Below are 20,692 nucleotides of genomic sequence, written 5' to 3'. Positions count from 1 at the left end.
ACTGCATTGCATGGCCACCGTGGTCGCATTCCACGCCCACCCGGACGACGAGGTCGTGCTCACCGGCGGCACCCTGGCGCGGGCGGCCGCGGCCGGGCACCGGGTGGTGGTGGTCAGCGCAACCGACGGGCGCGTGCACAACGACGACGATGACCGCCTCGGCGAATTGCGGTCAAGCGCAAGGATTCTCGGAGCTCACCGGGTGGAGTGCCTGGGGTATGCCGACAGCGGCTACGGTCCGCTGTTCTACCCGGATCCACCCGGGCGCACCCGATTCGGACGTGCGGATCTCGACGAGGCGGCCGGGCGGCTGGCCGGCATCCTGCGCGACGAGCGCGCCGATCTGCTGCTCAGCTACCAGCCCAACGGCGGCTACGGCCACCGCGATCACGTCCAGGTGCACCACGTCGGCAAGCGGGCGGCCGAACTCGCCGCCATCCCGCGGGTGCTCGAGGTGACGATGCCGCGCGAATTGCTACTGCGCGTCAGCGATCTCGCGTACCTGTTGCGGCTGCCGGGACCGTACGAGCGCGACCTCGTCCACGGCGCGTACGCGCCGCGCGCGACAATCACCCACCGGGTCAACGTCTTTCGCTTCGCGCGCCAGAAGCGAGACGCTTTCGCCGCGCACCGCTCTCAGATCGGCGCCTCCGGCCTGGCCGCGCGGGTGTTCGGGCTGCTGCTCCGGCTGCCGCCCCAGGTCTTCGGTGCGCTGTTCAGCCACGAGTGGTTCGTGGATCCGGCATTGCCCACCGGGGCGCTGCACCGCGACATCTTCGATTGAGTCAACCGAAAACCTTCAGCCCCGCGGTCGCGGTTGACATCTCGGGCAGTAGAACGAGGAGCGGTTCATGAACTTCTCCCGGCGCATCACCGCCCCGCAGCGCCGGCAGGCTTCGCCCTCACGGCCGTAGGCGTCAAGCGACCGGTCGAAGTATCCGGATTCGCCGTTGACGTTGACGTACAGGGAATCAAACGAGGTTCCGCCCTTGGCCAGTGCATCGCGCATCACCTCGGCGGCGGCGTCGAGCACGGCGGTCAACTGCTTGCGGCTCAGCGTGTCGGCGATCCGGGCGCCATTCAGCTTGGCACGCCACAGCGCCTCGTCGGCGTAGATGTTGCCGATCCCGGACACCACCTGCTGGTCGAGGAGCTGCCGCTTGATCTCGGAATGCTTGCGCCGCAACACTTTTACCACGGCATCCACATCGAACCGGGGGTCTAGCGGGTCACGCGCCAGATGCGCGACGGGCTCCGGCACCACACTGCCGTCTACCTCGACCAGGTCGGCGAGCATCCACCCACCGAAAGTGCGCTGGTCGGCGAAACTCAGCACGGTGCCGTCGTCGAGCAGCGCGGAGATCCGGACGTGGTCGGCGCGCGGCACCTCGCCGAGCAGCATCTGTCCGCTCATGCCGAGGTGGACCACCAGCGCCGTATCCGAGTCCGGCCCAGCGGGTTCCGTGTCGAGGAGCAGCCACAGATACTTGCCGCGCCGATCGGTGCCGGTGATCCGGGCATTGAGCAGCCGGGCGGTCAGGTCTGCGGGCCCGGCCTCATGCCGACGCACCGCTCGCGGATGATGCACCCGGACGGCGGTGATCAGTTTGCCGACAACGTGGGCGTGCAAGCCGCGGCGCACCACCTCGACTTCGGGCAGTTCGGGCATCTAGTGATGATCGCAAGCGCGGCGAAGCCGGGCGCAGCGGGTCATCACCGATCAATTCGAGCATGATCGCAAGCGCGGCGAAGCCGGGCGCAGCGGGTCATCACCGATCAACCTAGACGGACGTTTTCCCCGCGGTGTCCAGCACGTCGAGTGTTTTCCAGGTCGCCGCCGCGGCCTTCTGCTCGGCTTCCTTCTTGGAGCGGCCCATACCCGTGCCGTATTCGGTGTCCGCCACCACGACGACCGCGGTGAATTCCTTGTCGTGATCGGGGCCGGTGGAGGTGACGACGTAGGAGGGGGCGCCCATGCCGCGCGCCGCAGTCAATTCCTGCAGGCTGGTCTTCCAGTCCAACCCGGCCCCCAACGTCGGCGCGGCGTCCAGCAGCGGGCCGAACAAGCGCAGGATCACCTCGCGCGCGACGTCGATGCCGTGATCGAGGTAGATCGCGCCCAACAGCGATTCCATCCCGTCGGCCAGGATGCTCGATTTGTCGGCGCCGCCGGTGTTCGCCTCGCCACGTCCCAGCAGCAGGTGGCCGCCCAGGCCCCCGTCGCACAGCTTGCGCGCGACGGCGGCCAACGCCTGGGTGTTGACCACGCTGGCCCGCAGTTTGGCCAGGTCACCCTCGGTACGGTCGGGATGGCGGTGGTACAGCTCGTCGGTGATCATCAGCCCCAGCACGGCGTCGCCCAGGAATTCCAGACGTTCGTTGGTCGGCAGGCCGCCGTGCTCGTAGGCGTAGCTGCGATGCGTCAGCGCCAGGGACAGCACTTCATCGGACAGCTCGACCCCGAGGGCGTCGAGCAGGGCTTGTCGCGCGCTCACCGCTCCCCCCGTGGCTCGTCGGCCTCGGTGCTGAACATGCCCGAAAGCTTGGCCCATCGCGGATCGATGCGCTCGTGCTGATGGCTCGGCTCGGCGGCCAGCGAAACACCGCACTCGGGGCACAGCCCCGGGCAGTCCGGGCTGCACACGGGCGAGAACGGAAGTTCGAGTCCCACGGCGTCGACGATGGCCTGCTCGAGGTCGATGGTGTCGTCGACGATGTGACCCACCTCGTCTTCCTCGGTGGTCGCCTCGGTGGTGCTGTCCGGGTAGGCGAACAGCTCGGTCAGCCGCACCTGCATGTGGCCGTCGAGCCTGGTCAGGCAACGCGAGCATTCGCCGGTGGTGGGCGCCTCCACCGTCCCGGTCACCAGGACGCCTTCGGACACCGATTGAATCTGTAGGTCCAGCTCGAGTGGGGCGTCCGCCTCGATCGCGATCATGTCCAGCCCGATGCGCGATGGACTGGGCACGGTCTTCCGCAGGGTCACCATCGCCCCGGGGCGGCGCCCGAGCCGGGTGATGTCGAACGCCATCGGCCCGGCCAGCCGTGACGCCGCGCCGCGGGCCGATGATGTGCTGTGCTGCCGCGTCATATCGGAAATCCTACGGCGCTGACCGCATATTTCCAGGGCGCGCCCGCCCGGCAAACAGTCCGCGAAAGGCTAGCGGACCGCGTAGTCGTGGGTTCCGGCCGCCGTCCTCAGTTGGTGACGACCGCGCCCCACCGACCGCAGGGTGCCGTTGAGGAATTCCTCGAACTCGGCCAGCTTGTTGTCGACGTAGATGTCGCATTCACCGCGCAGCCGGTCGGCCTCGGCGTGCGCCGAGTCGATGAGGCGGGTGGCCTCGGCGTTGGCGGCCTCCACCACGCTGTTCTGCGAGACCAGGCGCTGTTGCTCCTTGATGCCCTCTTGCACGGCCTTCTCGTAGGAGATGTTGCCGTTTTCCAGCAGCCGGTCGGCCTCGGCCTGGGCGCGGCCGACGCTGGCTTCGTATTCGCGCTTGGCCGCCGTGGCGATGCGCATCGACTCCTCGCGGGCCTCGCCGACCATCCGCTCGCTGTGCTGACGCGCCTCGCTGACCATCCGGTCGGCCTGCGCCTTTGCGTCGGACAACAACCGGTCGGCCTCAGCGCGGGCATGGTTGAGCATCGACTCCGACTCGGTGGTCGCCGAGGACACCATGGACTCGGAGTGCGTCTTGGCGTCCTGCAGCATGGAATCGCGCGCATCCAGCACGTCCTGGGCGTCGTCCAATTCGCCCGGGATGGCGTCCTTGATGTCGTCGATCAGCTCCAGCACGTCGCCGCGAGGCACCACGCAGCCGGCCGTCATCGGAACGCCACGGGCTTCTTCCACGATGGCGCTGAGTTCGTCCAGCGCCTCAAAGACTCGATACACGGCCACACCCTCCTGGCGTCTGCAAAAATCCTGTTGTTACCAGTGTGCCTGGTGTTGTCCCTGTGACAGCGGTGGTGGCACCGGTGTGTCGGGTATTTGCCCGCTCGGGGCGCCTCAAACGCCCCGGCGCGCCGCTAGCGGCCCGGCCGTTGGAAGTAAAATTCATCGAAAAGCGCCCGTTCACGCTGTTGCCGCGGCCGCGACGGCCGCGTGAGGTGGTTCATCCATATTCGTTGCCGAGCCCCGTCGATGCGGGACGGGCGCAGGCCCGGGGTTTGCGTCGAAGCGCCGAGGCCCGGCTATTTCCCCGCGATTGTAGGTGCCCGGCGGCCGGGGCACTATCCGGACCGCCAGGTGCGCGGGGGCGCGACGCGTCGAGCGCCTTGAAATAGGTGACGATCGTGGCAACTAGACGCTTAGGCGCCGCGCAGTCGGATAACCCACGGGTGGCGTCTTGCGGCCACGGCGCGGTGCCCCCCAATATACCCCTAAGGGGTATAGTCCGGGATGGGTGCGGGCGCCCTCCGAAGCCAGTGATCGACCGCAGGAGGACACAAGTGACGGTGCTATCGGCTATCGGGCACGCGTTGACGCTCGCGGCGTCGATGACGTGGGAAATCCTGTGGGCGCTGATTTTGGGCTTCGCCCTTTCGGCGGTGGTGCAGGCCGTGGTGCGACGCTCAACGATCGTGGCGCTGATGGGTGACGATCGCCCGCGCACCCTGGCGGTCTCCGCCGGGCTGGGGGCGGCATCGTCGTCGTGCTCGTACGCCGCGGTGGCGTTGGCGCGATCGTTGTTTCGCAAGGGCGCCGACTTCACCGCCGCGATGGCGTTCGAGATCGGTTCCACCAACCTGGTGGTGGAGTTGGGCATCATCCTGGCCCTGCTGATGGGCTGGCAATTCACCGCCGCCGAATTCGTCGGCGGCCCACTGATAATCGTCGTGCTGGCCGTCTTGTTCCGTCTATTCGTGCGGTCGCGGCTCGTCGACGCCGCCCGCGAGCAGGCCGAGCGGGGAATCGCCGGCTCGATGGAAGGCCATGCCGCCATGGACATGTCGATCAAAGGCGAGGGCTCGTTTGCGCGACGGCTGTTCTCCCCGGACGGTTTCACCTCGGTTTCGCACGTGTTCGTGATGGAGTGGCTGGCGATCCTGCGCGACCTCGTCCTGGGCTTGCTGATTGCGGGCGCCGTCGCGGCCTGGGTTCCCGAAAAGTTCTGGCAGCTCTTCTTTTTGGCCGATCACCCGGGCCTCTCGGCGCTGTGGGGACCGATCGTCGGGCCCATCGTGGCGATCGTGTCTTTCGTGTGCTCCATCGGCAACGTCCCGCTGGCCGCGGTGTTATGGAACGGAGGCATCAGCTTCGGCGGCGTCATCGCGTTCATCTACGCCGACCTGCTGATCCTTCCGATCCTGAACATCTACCGCAAGTACTACGGCACCAAGATGATGCTGACGCTGCTGGGCACCTTCTACGCCGCGATGGTCGCCGCCGGGTATCTGGTCGAATTGATCTTCGGCACAACACATCTGATTCCCACGCAGCGCAACGCCACGGTGATCGAGGCGTCGATCTCCTGGAACTACACGACCTGGCTCAACATCGCGTTCCTGGCGCTCGCGGCCGTCCTGGTCGTCCGGTTCGTCACCTCCGGGGGCCTGCCGATGGCGCGCATGATGGGCGGCTCCCCCGAAGCCGGCGAGGCCGAGCATCATCACTGACCTCAGGGCTGCGGCAACCGCACGTCCAGCACCGCGCACCGCCCTTGGTCGGCCTCGCCGAGCGCCCAACCGAGGGCCTCGCTCATCTCCGCCGGCGTGTGCACGCTGCGTCCGCTGCCTCCGCAGGCCTTGGCGAGGGCGGCGTAGTCGGTGGCCGGGGTGAGCCGGGTTTCGCCGAAGTCGTTCTCCCGCACCGATACTCCATCGGGATACAACCCCATCACCGGCAACTTGGAGGCCAGATACGACTGGTTGTTCAAGACGACCGTCACGAAGGGCGCGCCGTAGCGATGGGCCGACCACAACGCGGCGGTGGGCACCCCGAAATTGAACGAACCGTCACCGCATATGGCCACGACGGGCGCCTCCGGCCGGGCGAGTTTCACCCCGAAGGCGCCGCCGAGCGCCCAGCCCAATGCCGGTGCGCCCGTGTCGAAGAGGTGCCCGGGCGGCCGCCGCACCTGTCGGGCCACGGCGGCCCGGTTGGTCACGGCCTCCTGGACCACCACCGCGTCGTCGGGCAAGGCGACGCCCAGCGCACCCAGCATCGCGTCGGGGGCGTCCGCCGGGAGGTCGGAGGCGGCCCGGCGAGCCGCCTCCTGCCGGCATTGCGCGGCGCCGGCCTCGGCCGCCTGTCGGCGTGTGGCCCACTTCTCCCGTAGCTCGTCGGTGGCCAGCCGCAACAGGGTCTGCTCGAGCAGCAGCAGCGCCACGCGGGTGTCCGCGGTCAACGCGATCTCGACCGGATAGGTCCACAGCGGCATGCTCGGTTTGACCGGATCCCCGTCGATCTGCACCACGCGCGCGTCCGCGGGCGGGGCCAGCTGCGCGGGCACCCAAGGCACTTCGCAGTCCAACAGCAGCACGGTGTCGGCGTTTTCCAGCGGGCCCGCGTCGCCCACCACGTGCAACGGATGTCCCGGCGGCAGGTTGGCGCGGTCACCCTGATCGATCACCGGCGCACCGAGCAACTTGGCGATGCGGCCCAGCACGGTCGCGGTCCCCGGGTCTGCGGCGGTCCTGGCCGTGACGATGACAACCCGCTTGCCCGCCACCAGGATTCCCGCCAGGCGTCCCAGCGCACCCGGATCCGGGCCGGGCGGCACGGCGGGCGGCAGCCTGCGCGGCAGGGCGCCGACGCCGTGTTCCATCAACGCTTCTCGGGGCAGCATCACGTACGCGGGTCCGGACGGGCAGGATTGGGCGACCTGGAATGCCCGACGGACGATGGGGGCGAGCTCGCGGCCGCGCGGAACCTCCATGTGCCACTTGACATAGTTGCGCACCGCGGCCGGCTGGTCGAGTTGCTCCTGCTGCCAATGGATGTAGGAATCGCGGTGACCGCGCACCTGCGGCGCGGAACTGTAGGGAGTCCGCCCGGCGAACACCACCACCGGAGTTCCGTTGCGCTGCGCGTTGTGCAACTGGCAGCCCAGATTCAGCGTGCCGGCGTCGACGTGCACCATGACCGCCTGCGGGCGGCCGCTGGCCATGTGGTGGCCGATGGCCGCCGCCAGCGCGATGCTCTCGTGCACGCACAACACCGCCTGCGGGCTCGGCGTGCCGGTTGCGCGCGCTGCCGCCAGCGCCTCCTGGATCGGCGCGGAATCGGTTCCGGGGTTGATGAAGAAGTGCGCGACCCCTTCGTCGGCGAGCAGCGCGACCAGATCGGCCGCTGCCTCGGGTACGTCGAACAGATTGTCTACCGTCATGGCTGCCGTTCTCCTATCGACGTCGGCGACCTCGCGTACCCCCTCCTCAGGACCAGATCTACAAGATACGTTCCGCGTGCGCGTCTGCGATCTTTTCCGGTTGACTGGGTTCGGCGTGGCGCGCTCTAACCCGTCGACCGCCCTTTGCGAGGGACTCATGGGTAATCGACGGAGAACTCGGACATCGTCGGGTACCCATCACGCGGCCGGTTATTCCAGGCCCCGGTCGGTTTCGTCAATGCGATTGCTGCCCAAGGCTTTCGGGGGCGACGATCGACAGCCTCAGGACCGGCCCGAAAGCCGTTCGCGCAGGCGGCGATTGACGGGTTCGGGCAAAAGTTCCGACACGTCGCCACCGAGCATCGCGACCTCTTTGGCCAGCGATGAGGACACGAACGAATAGCGCGGGGCGGTCGCGACGAAAAACGTGTCCACGCCGGCGACGTGTTTGTTCATCTGCGCCATCTGCAGCTCGTATTCGAAGTCGGTGCCGGTGCGCAGCCCCTTCACGATGGCGGTCATCCCGCGGGACAGGGCGAAGTTGACGACCAGACCTTGCCCGGCTTCCACCCGCAGGTTGGGCAGATGCGTCGTCGATTCGTTGATCATCGCGATCCGCTCGTCGAGGTCGAACATGCCCTTCTTGGCGGGGTTGGTCAGGATGGCCACCACCACCTCGTCGAATTGAGCCGACGCACGCTCGAAGACGTCGATGTGTCCCAATGTCACCGGGTCGAACGACCCGGGGCACACCGCGCCCGTCACGCCGGGGGTCCAACGAAGCGATGCGGAGCGGCGCACATGCCGCGCGCCGAGACGATGCAGAGCCAAGCGATGCGTTGGGGCGGCGCCATGCCGCGCGCCGAGACGATGCAGAGCGAAGCGATGCTGAGGAGCGGCGCCATGCCGGACGACGTTACACGCCACGTCAGAGCCGCTCGGCCAGCTCCAGACGGGTGTCGCCATAAACCCTGTGCGGCCACACCGACCAACCCGCCGGCCACTTCAGCGGCACACCGCCGGCCGCCCGCTCCACCACCGCGACGCTGCCCTCGCGCACCCAGCCGTGCGCGGGCAGCGCCTCCAGCACCGCCTCGACCTCCGCGGCGTCCACGTCGTAGGGCGGGTCGGCCAGCACCAGATCGAACGCGGCCGGGGTCCCGGCCGCCAGCACGGTCGCCACCGCTCCGCGGCGCAGCGTCGCACCGGGCAGGCCCACGGTTTCGATGTTGCGCGCGATCACGGATCCGGTGCGCGGGTCCGACTCGACGAACAGCGCCGCGGCGGCACCGCGGGAGAGCGCCTCCAATCCCAACGCGCCCGATCCGGCGTAGAGGTCCAGCACCCTGCGCCCGGTCAGCTCCAGGCGGGCGGTCAGGATGTTGAACAGCGACTCGCGCACCCGGTCGGTGGTGGGCCTGGCACCTCGTGGCGGGACCGCGATGCGACGGCCCCCGGCCGCGCCGCCAATGATCCGGGTCACGTGCAGCCACCTACAGCAGCGTCGACCAGTAGTCCCAGAACCGCGCCATGATCATCAGGAACACCGCGGTGAACCAGAGTGCGGCGAGCGACCATCGCCACTGGAAAAGCACCGACGCCACACCGGTTTGGCGGCGCTGCAACACCGGGCGATAAGCGATCGAGGCGACCACCACCAGCAGCGAGATGGTCACCACCCACACCACCATGCAGTACGGGCACAGCGCGCCGATGCGATACAGGCTCTGGAAAATCAGCCAGTGCACGAACGCCGCACCAACCACCAGCCCGATCGTCAGCCCCACCCAATACCATTGGGGCAGAGCGACTTTCGTCAACGCCAGCAACCCGGTGACGACCACCACGGTGAAGGCCACCAGCCCCAGCAGCGGATTGGGGAACCCCAGCAGCGATGCCTGCGGCGTGACCATCACCGAGCCACAGGACAGGATCGGGTTGAGGTTGCACGACGGCACGTACGCCGGGTTGAGCAGCAGGTCGATCTTCTCGACCGTCAGCGTCATCGACGCGACCAACCCGATCAGACCGGCGATCAGCACCCACCAGGCGCTGGCCGCCGGAACTCGCGCCGCCGGAAGCGAATCCGGTGTCAGGTCGCCGGTGAGATCGGCAGCTTCTGTCGTCACCGCACCGGTCACATGGAGGCCGGCGCCACCGCGCCGTCGATGCCCGGAATGTTGCCCACGATCGCCTTAATCTTGCTGACCAGCGCATCGGGTGTTGACGGGTCGTAGTCATCGCCGTTGATCTTGATGGTCGGCGTGGCGTTGATGTGCCCGGCCGCCGCTTCGCCGGTGACCTTGGACAGGTACTTGCCGCTGTTGATGCAGTCCGGCACCTTGCCCACCACACCGGCCTCGCGGGCGAGCTCGATCAGCCGCGCGTTGTCCGGGAAACTCTTGCCGGTCTCGCTCGGCTGAATGTCGGTGCTGAACAGCGCGGAGTGGAACCGCCGGAACGCGTCCTGGGACTCGTCGGCGACGCACAGGGCCGCGGCACCCGCGCGCGACGAATAGTTCTGGTTCCGCGAGCTGTCGAGGATCGACACCATGTTGTAGTCGGCCGCAATCGCGCCGAGGTCGATGAGCTTGGACACCGTCGGGCCGAAGGTGCGCTCGAAGTTACCGCAGGCCGGGCACAGGAAGTCCTCGTAGAACGTCACGACGGCCTTGGGGTCGCTGCTGCCGGGCTGGGTGATCAGCTTGCTCGACGTCACCCGGACCGTGTCGCCCGCACCGGTGGGGCCGGTCTTCTTGTGGTGCGACGTCACGATGTAGAAGACGAGGGCAACCGCGAAGATCACCACGAAGGCGGTGCCGCCGATCTGGACGAGTCGGCTCGACTTACCGCCAGAGGCCGACTTCATGTCGAATCGCGGGGGACGTTTGGGTTTGTCGGCCACAGGTTCCCTGATCTTTCGGTACGAGGTGTCGGTCTGCCCGGTGCGGACAAAGCGATCGGACAAGGCGCCTCTAGATTACCGGCGCCTCCCGCTCACGGAATCAGACCCGGCTCAGGTGTGCGCGCAGGGCCGAAATCAGCTCGCTGGTCGCGACCATGCTGTCACCGCCCAGCTGAAACAGGTTGGCGAAGCCGTGGGTCAGCGAACCCAGGTACCGCAGGTCGACCGCGACGCCGGCCGCGCGCAGCGCCTCGGCGTAGCTCTCGCCCTCGTCGCGCAGCGGGTCGAAACCCGCGACCGCGATCAGCGCGGGCGCCAGGCCGGTCAGCGATTCGGCCAACGCCGGCGATATCCGCGGATCGGTGCGGTCGAGATTGGAACGCCGCAGGTACTGCGATTCGAACCAGTCGATGTCCCGCTTGGTGAGCAGGAAGCCGCGCGAGAACAGCGTCAGTGACCGGTTCTGCACGGTGAAGTCGGTCCGCGGATAGAGCAGCCACTGCAGCACCGGCGCCGGGGCGCCCTCGTCGCGCGCGATCTGGCTGACGACGGCGGCGAGGTTACCGCCGGCACTGTCCCCGCCGACCGCGACCAGTCCCGGCGTCGCGCCCAGCTCACCGGCGTGCTCGTAGGCCCAGGTGAAGGCCGCGTAGGCGTCCTCGATCGCGGCCGGCGCCGGGTGCTCGGGGGCCAGCCGGTAGTCGATCGACAACACGTGGATGCCGGCGTCGCGACAGGTCAGCCTGCACAAGGCGTCGTGGGTGTCCAGGTCGCCGATCGACCAGCCGCCGCCGTGGTAGAAGACCAGCAGCGGTGCGGCCTCGCCGCCGGCCGGCCGGTAGTGCCGGGCCGCGATCTCACCGGCCGGGCCGGGCAGCGACAACTCGGCCACGTCGACGTGAATCTGCGGGCCGGGGAACCCCACGGTCGACTCGCGCATCTGGGCCCGCGAGGTTTGCGGGTCGTCGTCGACGACCAGCCCGTCGATGCCGACGGCGCGCAGGCCCGACAGCATCAGCTGCAAGGTCGGATCCAGCGTGTTGCCGTCGATCATGACCGACCGACCGCGGACCAGTCCCCGCCTGATGGCGGTGGGGATCCACGGGATGACCTTGGCCCCTGCGTTGGTGACGGCGCCCTGGATGCGAGTGGCCAGCCGCACCGAGGCGCGGTCGGCTTCGAACTCCCGCTCCGGTGCGCCAGACATGGGTCTGGTCATGGGTAACCCCCTTAAACAACACGTGCTAACGCTCGCCGGCGAACGGTTATTCGCCCCCCGGCCGCCCGTCGCCTCGGCGTAGTGCCGGCCGCGCGGCCACCAACAGGCGGTCAATACCGCGGTCTACCGGCGGATCGACGTCGCCGCACCACGCCGGAGAACGGCCGAGCGACTGCCGGTTCCGGTGTGCCGCGGGTCTCACTGTACGTGGCGCGTCCCCGGCGCCGACGGCGCGGATGGACACCCGCCCAGGTGTTGATTACGTTGCTTTTACTGGCTCGGTAATATCGTGGTCCCCGAGTCGGTGAGCCTTCATCGGATTGCGAGCAACTTCGACGTGTTCGATTTCGAACTGAGCGCTTCGAATTCGGCGCCGGAACGGCGTTGATCTTCTCGCTCGATGACGGAATCTGGCTCGGCGCACAATCTCGAACCTTCAATTTCACAGGCAGGTGAATGCATTGACTGGCGAGTCGGGCTCCGCCGTACCATCAATCGCTCTCAACGACGAGAACACGATGCCGGCCCTCGGCCTGGGCGTCGCGGAATTGTCGGATGACGAGACCGAACGCGCAATTTCGGCGGCGCTGGAGATCGGCTGTCGGCTGATCGACACCGCCGCGGTCTACGGGAACGAAGCCGCCGTCGGGCGCGCCATCGCCGCCTCCGGCATTCCCCGCGCCGAGCTGTTCGTCACCACCAAGCTGGCCACCTCCGACCAGGGTTTCAAGGGGGCGATGGACGCGTGCACCGCCAGCCTGGAGCGCCTCGGCCTGGACTACGTCGACCTCTACCTGATCCACTGGCCGGCCCCGTCGCTGGGCACCTACGTGAACTCCTTCGGCGGCATGATCCAGTCCCGCGCGGAAGGTCAAGCGCGCTCGATCGGCGTCTCCAACTTCACCGACGAGTACCTGACGACGGTCATCGACCTGACCTTCGTCACCCCGGCGGTCAACCAGATCGAGCTGCACCCGCTGCTCAACCAGGAAGCGCTGCGCAAGACCAACGCCGAGCACAACGTCCTCACCCAGTCCTACACGCCGCTGGCGCTGGGCAAGCTGAACGACAACCCGACGGTGACCTCGGTCGCCGGCGAGTACGGCAAGACCGCGTCGCAGGTGCTGCTGCGGTGGAACCTGCAGCTGGGCAACGCGGTCGTCTTCCGGTCGGCCAACGCCGAGCACATCGCCTCCAACCTGGACGTGTTCGACTTCGAGTTGGCCGACGAGCACATGGACGCGCTCAACGGCCTCAACGACGGCACCCGGCTGCGCCCCGACCCGGAGACCTACACCGGCTCGTAGCCCGCGGCTAGCCCGTCGGGCAGGTCGCCGCGGCCTGGCGCAGCACCCCGGTCGACGCCTGGTCCACCGGCAGCGCGTACCCGCGTAGCACGACGATGAACTGCATGGCGTACTGACACGCGAACGCCGCGTTCGGCGGCATCCATTGCGCCGGCGGCGAATCGCCCTTGTCCTGGTTCGCCTGCCCGTCGACGGCCAGCAGGTTGGCCGGATCGTTGGCGAAACGCCGCCGCTCGGGAGCGGGCCAGCCGTAGGCACCCATGTCCCAGGCGTAGGCCAGCGGGACGATGTGGTCGATCTGGACGGATTCCCCGACCTTGGGGCCGCGCTGAAACGCGATGGTCTTGTTGGTGTACGGGTCGTGCAGCGTGCCGGTGGCCACGGCGTCCGGACACCTCTTGACCGACACGTAGGTCTTGTCGACGAGATCGCGATCGAGGATGTCGTCGCGGGTGTCGCATCCGTTGTGCCCCAGGGGCGCGTCGTTGTCGTCGTCCCAGGCGTCGCCGAACGCCGACCGCAGGTAGTCGTAGCGGTGCATGCGCAGGGGTAGGACGCCGATGCCCCCGAGCACATCGGTGCCGGGCTGCACCGTCGGAACATCGGCGCGCGCGGCGTATTCGGCGGAATGCCGGGCGGTCGAGGACGCAGCCGTCTGATAGGCCACCAGCAACGCGATCGCGGCCGCCGCGGCCAGCCAGAGCAATGCTTTGCGGTTCAACTGCGCCGCTCCTTACTCATCGCTTCGCTCTGCATCGTCGCCGGCGGTCAACTCTTATCCAAGTATTCGATCCGGTCCGTGTCGGTGAATCGCGCGGCCAGCACGGCCAATCCAGGGTTCGACCGGTCGTCGCCGTAGGCCTGGACGCAGAAGTCCCGGGCGGCCTCGATGTACTCCTGATGCTCCGCCAGGGACAGTAGCCTCAGCGTGATCGCCTTGCCGGACTGGTTGCGGCCCAACACATCTCCTTCCCGCCGCTCCTTGAGGTCGAGATCGGCCAGGGCGAAGCCGTCCAGCGTCTCGGCCACCGCACACAGCCGCCGGCCGGCCGGCGAATTCGGCGCGGACCAACTGGCGAAAAGGCACAGGCTCGGGTGCTGGCCGCGGCCGATCCGGCCGCGCAGCTGATGCAACTGGCTGATCCCGAACCGGTCGGCGTCCATCACCAGCATCACGGTGGCGTTGGGGACGTCGACGCCCACCTCGATCACGGTGGTGCACACCAGCACGTCGAGGACGCCGGCCCGAAAAGCCGCCATGGCGGCGTCCTTCTCCTCGGCCGACAGGCGCCCGTGCATCAGGCCCAGCCGCAGGTTCGCCAGCTCGCCGGAGCGCAGCCGGGCGTAGAGGCCCTGGGCGGTTTCGGGCGCCTTGGCGTTCTGCTCCTGATCACCCGGGTCGTCGCTTTCGTCGATGCGCGGCGCCACCACGTACGCCTGGCGGCCGGCGGCGACCTCCTCGATGATGCGCTGCCAGGCCCGGCCCAGCCACGCCGGCTTGTCCTTGACGAAGATGACGTTGCTGGTGATCGGCTGGCGTCCGCGCGGAAGTTCGCGCAGCGTCGAGGTTTCCAGGTCCCCGTACACGGTGAGCGCGACGGTGCGCGGAATCGGCGTGGCCGTCATCACCAGCAGGTGCGGTGTCACGCCCGGACGAGCCTTGGCCCGCAACTGATCTCGCTGTTCAACGCCGAAGCGGTGTTGTTCGTCGACCACCACCATGCCCAGGTTGCCGAATTCCACCGCGTCCTGCAGCAGCGCGTGCGTGCCGACGACGATGCCGACCTCACCGCCGGCGATCTCGGCCCGGATCTGCTTCTTCTGCGCGGCGGTCATCGAACCGCTCAGCAGCGCCAGCCGCGTGCCGGTTTCGGCACCACCGAGCTGCCCCGCCATCGCCAAGGGGCCGAGTACGTCGCGAATCGATCGGAGGTGTTGTGCGGCAAGCACTTCCGTTGGGGCAAGCAGGGCGCATTGATATCCGGCGTCGACCATCTGCAGCATGGCCAGCACCGAGACGATCGTCTTACCGGAGCCGACCTCGCCCTGCAGCAGGCGATTCAGCGGGCGGCTCGACGCGAGCTCGTCGGACAGCACGCCGAGGACTTCGCGCTGCCCCGCGGTCAGCTCGAAGGGCAAGCGCCCCAACAGTTCCGCGCCCAGACCGTCCGGACGCGGCGGCGCCGGCGGCCCCGATTCCGACAGTTCGCCGTGGCGGCGGGCCACCAGCGCCCACTGCAGGCCGACGGCCTCGTCGAAGGTCAAACGTTCCCGGGCCCGCTGCCGCCGCGGCTCGCTCTCGGCGAGGTGGATGTCGCGCAACGCCTCGTCTTCGGAGACCAGGCCGAACCTTTCGCGCAGCTCCTCGGGCAGCGGATCCGGCACCGGGTCGAGCACGTCGAGCACCTGGCGCACCGAGGCGAAGATGGTCCAGCTCTGCAATTTGGCGCTGGCCGGATAGATCGGGAAGAAGTGGCGTTGGTAAGCGTCGGCGATGTCTTCGCCGGTGGTGGCGTGCGAGACGTCAGCGATGCTCTTCAGCGATGCGGTACCGCGATTCTTCCCGTCCTGCCGGTCGAGCAGCAAAAACGCCGGGTGCGTCAGTTGCATGACGTTCCTGAAGAACCCGACCTCTCCCGAGAGCATTACCTTGGCGCCTTTTGTCAGGTCCTTTTTCAGGTAGTTCGCGTTGAAGAAGGTGGCGGTCACCTTGCTGCGGCCCGAGCCGAGGGTGATGCGGTGACACACCTTGTTCGGGGTCTTCTTCATCGGAAACGTCTCGGTCTCGGCGATCGTGTCGATGATCGTGACGTGCTCACCGGCCGGCGGCCGTTCGTCGTCGGCGCCCCAGCGGCTCGCCCCCTCGGTGTAGCTGCGCGGGTAGTGCCGCAACAGGTCGTCGACGGTCCGGATGCCGAACACCTCGTCAAGCGGGCCCGCAACTTTGGCGCCCACCACGAAGTCCAGCCGGTCGCTCAGCGACACCATCGCTACTCGACCCCGATCAGCAGGGTGTCGCCGTGGTGGCCGGTGCGGTAGGTGACCAGTTCGGTCCCGGGGTGGTGATCGTGCATGTGTTCTTCCAGGATGTCGCTGACGGCGCCGGCGTCATCGTCGGTGTCGACGCCGCCGCCCAGCAGCACCGTCACCAGGTCGCCGCCGGAGGCCAGCAGCAGATCGAGCAGACCGATCGCCGCCCCGACCGCGTCGGCGGCCACGATCAGCACCTCGTCGCCCGCGATGCCCAGGCCATCGCCGGGGCGGCAGCGACCCGCCCAGGTCAACGCGCTCTCGGTGGCGATGCGCACCGAGCCGTGCCGCGCCGAGCCGGCGGCGCGGGCCATGGTGTAGCCGTCGTCCACCGCCTGCCGGTCGGTTTCGTGCACGGCCAGCGCGGCCAGCCCCTGCACCATCGACCCCGTCGGGATCGGCACGACGTCGATCCCCCAGCCGATGGCGGCGGTGCAGCCGGCCACCAGCTCCTCGGCCGCCACATAGCCGTTGGGCAGCAGCATGACCTGGGCGGCCCCGGTGTCGACGACGGCCCGCATCAGCTGGTGCGCGCTGATGTTGGTGGCGGCATCGTGCGCGGCCGGGTCGCGCTGCAGCACGCAGGCGCCCTCGCCGGCGAACAAATCGGCGGCGCCGTCGCCGTCGACCACCGCCAGCACCGCGCGCTCCCGCGTCCAGCCGCCGGCGGGCAGCCCGGGGGTGCCGGAGCTCAACGCCGAGATGACGATCCGGCTGAGCCGCCCGGCCGCCAGCCCGGCCTCCACGGCGGCGCCGGCGTCGTCGGTATGCACGTGGACCGAGTACGTGTGCCGCGTGGACGAGGGCGCGGAGGCGATGCCCACCGAATCGCCCAGCTCCCCCAGCCGGTCCCGCAGCGCGTCCGCCGCCGGGGGCTCGCAGTCGTCCAGCCGGTACATCACCTCGAATTGGGGCGCCGGACGCGGCGTGGACGCATCCGGCTGCGGCGCCTGCGGCGACAGCTCGTACACCGCGCGGGCCGGCGCGGGCCCGGCGATGGTGGAGCGCAACGCGTCCAGCAGGACCAGCAGGCCGCGTCCGCCGGCGTCCACCGCGCCGGCGTCGGCCAGCACGTCGAGTTGCTCGGGGGTCTTTTCCAGCGCGACCACTGCGGCGTCACCGGCGGCGATGACCGCCGGCACCAGCCCGTCCCCGGCCCGGGCGCACTGCGCAACGGCGTTCGCGGCCGCCCGCAGCACCGAGACGATGGTCCCGGGGATCTCCGCACCCCCCATCGAGCTGATGACCAGCTCCACGCCGCGGTGCAGCGCGGCGCCCAGGATGACGGCGTCGATGTGGGGCAGCTCACCGCCCGCGTCGGCGGCCGCGGCCGCGGTGACGTCGGCGACGCCGCGCAGGATCTGCGACAGGATCACCCCGGAATTCCCGCGGGCGCCGTTCAGCGCGCCCGCCGACAGCGCGGCGGCGGCGCGGGCGCAGCAGGGTGAGCCGCCCTCGGCGCCGGCGACCAGATTGGCCTCGGCCAGCGCCGAACGCATGGTGAACAGCATGTTGGCGCCGGTATCGGAGTCGGCGACGGGGAAGACGTTGAGCCGGTTGATCTCGTCGATGTGCGTGATCAGGTCGCTGACGGCGGTGTGCGCCCAGTCGCGCAGGGTGATCGCGTCCAGGAGACGTTCCTGCGACGCATCGACAATGCCCAGGGTGACCCACCTCCTCCGCACCAGTCCCGCGGTGGGCGCCAGCGTAGCCGGGCGACGGAGCCGCTGCGTTCAGTTGCTCCGCGCCGTTGAGAATGATTGAGCAGCGAGCATCAGATCCATCTGATCGAGGTAGTCCTCGACGCCATTCACCCCCGCAAGAATAAACCGTGGGAGTGCTTAATAGCCCTGCCGGATACCGGGATTGGCCTGCCCCACGAGCATGCGCTGATTGCTGCCGTCGCGGCTCACCCCATAGCGGCTCATCTGGTAGTTGATCGACGCGCAGGCCGCCGCCACCGGATCCCATGCCGAGTTCGACGTCCCCGCCTGGTGAAACGCCGCGAACGTATCCGGCATCATCTGCCATGGGCCCCGCGTCGCGTGCAGCGGGCCGCCGTCGAGCTGGGATGGCCCGTAAGCGTTGCTGTCTGAGAGGTTGATCGCGTCCGAGTGGAACTGGGTCTCGTGATCGGCGATGGTCATCATCCCCTGGATCCAACGGCCACGGGCCGGCGCGGCGGTGATCCCTATCCGCGTCAGCGCCTCCTCGAGGTAGCCGCGGGTCGCTTCCGGTCCATCCGGCCACGCTCCCCGACCATCGAAGGCCACCTGAAGCAGCTGGATCCCGGGCCGGACGGCGGCGGCCTCGGGCATCGCGGCAGGAGGACCGCCGGGCTGCCACCACGAGGCCGCGGCACCGGCTTGGCCGGGCCACGACGCCTTCGGGCCCAGCCCGCCCTGGCCCGTCGGGCTGTTACCCGAGGTACTGCCAATCGCGACGCCGCCCAGCGCCGTCACCACCAGATAGGTCACCGCGACGCGGCGCACCCGCGAGACCAACCGTCGTATCCCCGCCCGAGCGCCCTGTCGATCGTCGACGCGGGTACACCCGGCGGTGTCTTCGGCGCGCGCATCCACCCCGCGCACTCCCCTCAAGCCTGCCGATGTTGCTTCCCAGCCTCATCCGCAACTCCGCGCAGGCCGGCGCCGCCGGGAAACGGCCTTCAGCCAGCCCGGCGCGGGGTCAAAGTGCCGACAAAGGCAGCGACCGCGCCGAACATCGGCGGCGCCGCCATCCTAGCGGCCGGGCGCGCAGGTAACCCGGGTTCGCGGCGGTACTGTGAGCGACTGCATGTTCGTGGCCCAGGGGGTGCTGGCGCACAATCCGCCCGGCGGACCGCAGGGTCGACCGTCGACGGTTTTGGTGGTTACCACGACAGTCGGTATTCTGGTTGGGCCCGGGTGAACCTGGGCTGTCCCGGCCGGATTGCCGGACCCCCGAGATTTGAGGAGCTTGAACAATGGCCGCTGTGTGCGACATCTGCGGGAAAGGACCCGGCTTCGGTAAGTCGGTGTCGCACTCCCACCGCCGCACCAGCCGCCGGTGGGACCCCAACGTCCAGACCGTGCACGTCATCACCCGCCCGGGCGGCAACAAGCAGCGGCTGAACGTCTGCACGTCCTGCATCAAGGCCGGCAAGGTCGTCCGCGGCTAGGGGCCGCAGCTACATCACGATGTGCCCGGCATCGACAGGCACCGACACGCCCGTCACATAGCGGGCTTTCGGGCCGGCCAGCCACAGCACCGCCTCCGTCACGTCCTGCGGTTCGACTAGCGGCACGTCCGGCAGCAGCATCTGGGAGACGGCAGGATTTGGGTTCTCCAGCATCCGGTTGACGACGAAGTCGTTGAGGATCATCGGCGTCATGACACCGGCCGGGTGGATCGAGTTAACCCGAATCTTGTGCGGCGCATAGGCATTAGCGGCCGAGCGCATCAACCCCACCACGCCGTGCTTGGATGCGGCGTAGGCGAACATCGCGGAACTGCCGTCGCCGCCCCGGCCGGTCAAACCCTGTGACGAGCTGATCATCACGATCGAGCCGCCCCGTCCCTTGCGGATGATCGAGGGCACCGTCGCGAGCAGCGTGTGCCAGACCCCCTTCAGATTCGTGTCCACGATCGAGTTGAACACCGGCTCGGAATGGGCGTCGGTGTCACCGATTGCGACCACTCCCGCGTTGGCGATGACGATGTCCACCTCGCCGATAGCGTCGATCGCGCCCTGCACCCCGGCCTCCAGCTGTGCCAGGTCGCGCACGTCGGCGACAACGGGCACGGCCTTGCGACCCGCGGCTTCGACCAGCCGCACGGTCTCCTCGAGATCGGCCTTGGTCCCCAACGCGTAGGGGATCGCCTCGAGATCGGCGCAGATGTCGACGGCGATGATGTCGGCGCCCCGCTCGGCCAGCGCCACGGCGTGGCTGCGGCCCTGGCCGCGCGCGGCGCCGGTGATGACGGCGACCATGTTGTCGAATTCGCCCATGACTACACCTCCAATTTCGTGCCGGTCTCGTGTTCGGCGAAGGCCACCAGCCGCGCGGCCGTGTCGTAATCGCAGGCGAGCGGCGTACGGCCGATGAGCACCGGGCCGCCGCGCAGCCCGAACCTGCCGCTGACCCCGACGTAGCTGCCCGGCGGAATCGGCTCGCTGATGCAGTAGAGCGTGGGCGCCGCGCCCTCGTCGATGTCGTTGGCCAGCCGGTCGGCCACCGCTTTGACCCCCTTGTGGGCCAGCGACATCAGCGGTGAGTCACCCAGGTTCGACAGGTTCGAGGCCACCCAGCCCGGGTGGGTGAGCTGCGTGACGATCGGCGATCCGGCCGCGCGCAGCCTGCGGTCCAGCTCCAGCCCCCACAGCATGACTGCGAGCTTCGACTGCGCGTAGGCGCCCAACCGGGTCCACTTGTGCTGGCGCAGGTGCAGGTCGTCGAGCCGCAGGGTCGCCGACCGGTGCGCGTCAGAGCCGACGTTGACGATCTGCGAGCGCACCTTCGCCAGCAGCAGGTTGGTCAGGGCGAACGGCCCGAGCAGGTTGGTGCCCAGCGTCATCTCGAAGCCGTCGACGGTCTCGGTGCGCCGGTCGGTCAGGGCGCCGGCGTTGTTGATCAAGATGTCCACCGGCTCGTTGATCAGGGCCGCGAAGGCGCCCACCGACGACAGGTCGGCGAGGTCGAGCTTGACCACGCCGGTCGAGCCGCCGATTTCGGCGGCGCGTTGCTCGCCGAGTTCGGTGTTGCGCACGGCCAGGATCACGTGCGCGCCGGCTTTGGCGAGCGCCCGCGAGGTGCCGAGCCCGACGCCGTTGGTCGCTCCCGTCACGATCACACGCTTGCCGGTGAGGTTGCCGAGCCGGCTCGGCGTCCACGGTAGGGTCACGGCGATCAAGAGT

20 protein-coding genes and 1 pseudogene are annotated in these 20,692 nt (G+C 68.7%); 5 read left to right on the top strand and 16 right to left on the bottom strand.

All coding sequences use genetic code 11. From position 1 onward, the window contains the following. Positions 1-10 precede the first annotated feature (10 nt). Positions 11-784, top strand: a complete 774-nt coding sequence (locus tag G6N50_RS00780) for a PIG-L deacetylase family protein (RefSeq protein WP_083097404.1) — start codon at positions 11-13, stop codon at positions 782-784. 15 nt (positions 785-799) lie between these two features. On the opposite strand, the gene mutM is transcribed toward G6N50_RS00780, so the two are convergent. The 4 genes from mutM to sepIVA form a co-directional block, all read right to left on the bottom strand. Beyond that, complete coding sequence (mutM, locus tag G6N50_RS00775) at positions 800-1,669, bottom strand: DNA-formamidopyrimidine glycosylase (protein ID WP_083097402.1); 870 nt, start codon at positions 1,667-1,669, stop codon at positions 800-802. A 112-nt stretch (positions 1,670-1,781) separates the two neighbouring features. Then, a complete protein-coding gene (gene rnc / locus G6N50_RS00770) occupies positions 1,782-2,552 on the bottom strand; it encodes a ribonuclease III (protein WP_276053901.1) in 771 nt (256 codons plus the stop codon). Then, positions 2,492-3,091, bottom strand: coding sequence for a YceD family protein (locus G6N50_RS00765; protein ID WP_179970082.1), 600 nt, complete (start codon positions 3,089-3,091; stop codon positions 2,492-2,494). Before G6N50_RS00765 ends, rnc begins: the two co-directional genes overlap by 61 nt. 69 nt (positions 3,092-3,160) lie before the next feature. After that, the gene (gene sepIVA / locus G6N50_RS00760; protein WP_067835510.1) at positions 3,161-3,898 is read right to left on the bottom strand and encodes a cell division protein SepIVA; all 738 of its coding nucleotides are present in this window, start codon (positions 3,896-3,898) and stop codon (positions 3,161-3,163) included. A 557-nt stretch (positions 3,899-4,455) separates the two neighbouring features. Here sepIVA and G6N50_RS00755 point away from each other — a divergent pair. Next, the gene (locus tag G6N50_RS00755; protein WP_083097399.1) at positions 4,456-5,622 is read left to right on the top strand and encodes a permease; all 1,167 of its coding nucleotides are present in this window, start codon (positions 4,456-4,458) and stop codon (positions 5,620-5,622) included. Between the two features lie 2 nt (positions 5,623-5,624). On the opposite strand, the gene G6N50_RS00750 is transcribed toward G6N50_RS00755, so the two are convergent. The 6 genes from G6N50_RS00750 to G6N50_RS00725 form a co-directional block, all read right to left on the bottom strand. Then, positions 5,625-7,334 (bottom strand): thiamine pyrophosphate-requiring protein, encoded by a 1,710-nt coding sequence (locus tag G6N50_RS00750; protein ID WP_083097397.1) that lies wholly within the window; start codon positions 7,332-7,334, stop codon positions 5,625-5,627. A 282-nt stretch (positions 7,335-7,616) separates the two neighbouring features. Then, positions 7,617-8,099 carry a pantetheine-phosphate adenylyltransferase gene (gene coaD, locus G6N50_RS00745; protein ID WP_083097395.1) on the bottom strand — a complete coding sequence of 161 codons (483 nt, stop codon included), beginning with the start codon at positions 8,097-8,099 and terminating at the stop codon, positions 7,617-7,619. A 163-nt stretch (positions 8,100-8,262) separates the two neighbouring features. After that, positions 8,263-8,817 carry a 16S rRNA (guanine(966)-N(2))-methyltransferase RsmD gene (gene rsmD / locus G6N50_RS00740; RefSeq protein WP_083097393.1) on the bottom strand — a complete coding sequence of 185 codons (555 nt, stop codon included), beginning with the start codon at positions 8,815-8,817 and terminating at the stop codon, positions 8,263-8,265. A 10-nt stretch (positions 8,818-8,827) separates the two neighbouring features. Further along, positions 8,828-9,475, bottom strand: a complete 648-nt coding sequence (locus G6N50_RS00735; protein WP_083097391.1) for a vitamin K epoxide reductase family protein — start codon at positions 9,473-9,475, stop codon at positions 8,828-8,830. Continuing rightward, positions 9,472-10,239, bottom strand: a complete 768-nt coding sequence (locus G6N50_RS00730; protein ID WP_083097389.1) for a DsbA family protein — start codon at positions 10,237-10,239, stop codon at positions 9,472-9,474. Before G6N50_RS00730 ends, G6N50_RS00735 begins: the two co-directional genes overlap by 4 nt. A gap of 100 nt (positions 10,240-10,339) precedes the next feature. Beyond that, on the bottom strand, positions 10,340-11,446 hold the full coding sequence (locus tag G6N50_RS00725) for an alpha/beta hydrolase (protein ID WP_232069028.1): 1,107 nt from the start codon (positions 11,444-11,446) through the stop codon (positions 10,340-10,342). A 240-nt stretch (positions 11,447-11,686) separates the two neighbouring features. Here G6N50_RS00725 and G6N50_RS29125 point away from each other — a divergent pair. Together G6N50_RS29125 and G6N50_RS00720 are read left to right on the top strand one after the other, a co-directional pair. Beyond that, a pseudogene (locus G6N50_RS29125) lies at positions 11,687-11,914 on the top strand (aldo/keto reductase); the annotation flags it as partial. A 5-nt stretch (positions 11,915-11,919) separates the two neighbouring features. Beyond that, positions 11,920-12,765 carry an aldo/keto reductase gene (locus G6N50_RS00720; protein WP_163650793.1) on the top strand — a complete coding sequence of 282 codons (846 nt, stop codon included), beginning with the start codon at positions 11,920-11,922 and terminating at the stop codon, positions 12,763-12,765. Between the two features lie 7 nt (positions 12,766-12,772). On the opposite strand, the gene G6N50_RS00715 is transcribed toward G6N50_RS00720, so the two are convergent. From G6N50_RS00715 to G6N50_RS00700, 4 genes are all read right to left on the bottom strand, one after another. Beyond that, on the bottom strand, positions 12,773-13,486 hold the full coding sequence (locus G6N50_RS00715) for an HNH endonuclease family protein (protein ID WP_083097384.1): 714 nt from the start codon (positions 13,484-13,486) through the stop codon (positions 12,773-12,775). A gap of 47 nt (positions 13,487-13,533) precedes the next feature. After that, positions 13,534-15,753 (bottom strand): ATP-dependent DNA helicase RecG, encoded by a 2,220-nt coding sequence (recG, locus tag G6N50_RS00710; RefSeq protein ID WP_083097382.1) that lies wholly within the window; start codon positions 15,751-15,753, stop codon positions 13,534-13,536. A gap of 2 nt (positions 15,754-15,755) precedes the next feature. Beyond that, complete coding sequence (locus G6N50_RS00705; protein ID WP_179970130.1) at positions 15,756-17,426, bottom strand: DAK2 domain-containing protein; 1,671 nt, start codon at positions 17,424-17,426, stop codon at positions 15,756-15,758. Between the two features lie 210 nt (positions 17,427-17,636). Next, a complete protein-coding gene (locus tag G6N50_RS00700) occupies positions 17,637-18,299 on the bottom strand; it encodes a lysozyme family protein (RefSeq protein WP_308204212.1) in 663 nt (220 codons plus the stop codon). A gap of 461 nt (positions 18,300-18,760) precedes the next feature. On the opposite strand from G6N50_RS00700, the gene rpmB reads away from it, so the two are divergent. Beyond that, on the top strand, positions 18,761-18,955 hold the full coding sequence (rpmB, locus tag G6N50_RS00695) for a 50S ribosomal protein L28 (RefSeq protein WP_083097380.1): 195 nt from the start codon (positions 18,761-18,763) through the stop codon (positions 18,953-18,955). A 9-nt stretch (positions 18,956-18,964) separates the two neighbouring features. On the opposite strand, the gene G6N50_RS00690 is transcribed toward rpmB, so the two are convergent. Together G6N50_RS00690 and G6N50_RS00685 are read right to left on the bottom strand one after the other, a co-directional pair. Next, the gene (locus tag G6N50_RS00690; protein ID WP_083097378.1) at positions 18,965-19,786 is read right to left on the bottom strand and encodes a mycofactocin-coupled SDR family oxidoreductase; all 822 of its coding nucleotides are present in this window, start codon (positions 19,784-19,786) and stop codon (positions 18,965-18,967) included. Positions 19,787-19,788: 2 nt separating this feature from the next. Then, on the bottom strand, positions 19,789-20,679 hold the full coding sequence (locus G6N50_RS00685) for an SDR family NAD(P)-dependent oxidoreductase (RefSeq protein WP_083097459.1): 891 nt from the start codon (positions 20,677-20,679) through the stop codon (positions 19,789-19,791). Positions 20,680-20,692 lie beyond the last annotated feature (13 nt).

Origin of the sequence: Mycobacterium mantenii, from assembly GCF_010731775.1 — a bacterium.
GTDB classification, from domain to species: domain Bacteria; phylum Actinomycetota; class Actinomycetes; order Mycobacteriales; family Mycobacteriaceae; genus Mycobacterium; species Mycobacterium mantenii.
This window is presented reverse-complemented; position numbering and strand designations above follow the sequence as displayed.

What these genes read in the sequence shown, in the direction of transcription:
- G6N50_RS00780 (WP_083097404.1), top strand. Translation starts at nt 11, where the DNA reads ATGGCCACCGTGGTCGCATTCCACGCCCACCCGGACGACGAGGTCGTG.
- mutM (WP_083097402.1), bottom strand. Translation starts at nt 1,669, where the DNA reads ATGCCCGAACTGCCCGAAGTCGAGGTGGTGCGCCGCGGCTTGCACGCC.
- rnc (WP_276053901.1), bottom strand. Translation starts at nt 2,552, where the DNA reads ATGGGCCAAGCTTTCGGGCATGTTCAGCACCGAGGCCGACGAGCCACG.
- G6N50_RS00765 (WP_179970082.1), bottom strand. Translation starts at nt 3,091, where the DNA reads ATGACGCGGCAGCACAGCACATCATCGGCCCGCGGCGCGGCGTCACGG.
- G6N50_RS00750 (WP_083097397.1), bottom strand. Translation starts at nt 7,334, where the DNA reads ATGACGGTAGACAATCTGTTCGACGTACCCGAGGCAGCGGCCGATCTG.
- G6N50_RS00725 (WP_232069028.1), bottom strand. Translation starts at nt 11,446, where the DNA reads ATGTCTGGCGCACCGGAGCGGGAGTTCGAAGCCGACCGCGCCTCGGTG.
- recG (WP_083097382.1), bottom strand. Translation starts at nt 15,753, where the DNA reads ATGGTGTCGCTGAGCGACCGGCTGGACTTCGTGGTGGGCGCCAAAGTT.
- rpmB (WP_083097380.1), top strand. Translation starts at nt 18,761, where the DNA reads ATGGCCGCTGTGTGCGACATCTGCGGGAAAGGACCCGGCTTCGGTAAG.
- G6N50_RS00690 (WP_083097378.1), bottom strand. Translation starts at nt 19,786, where the DNA reads ATGGGCGAATTCGACAACATGGTCGCCGTCATCACCGGCGCCGCGCGC.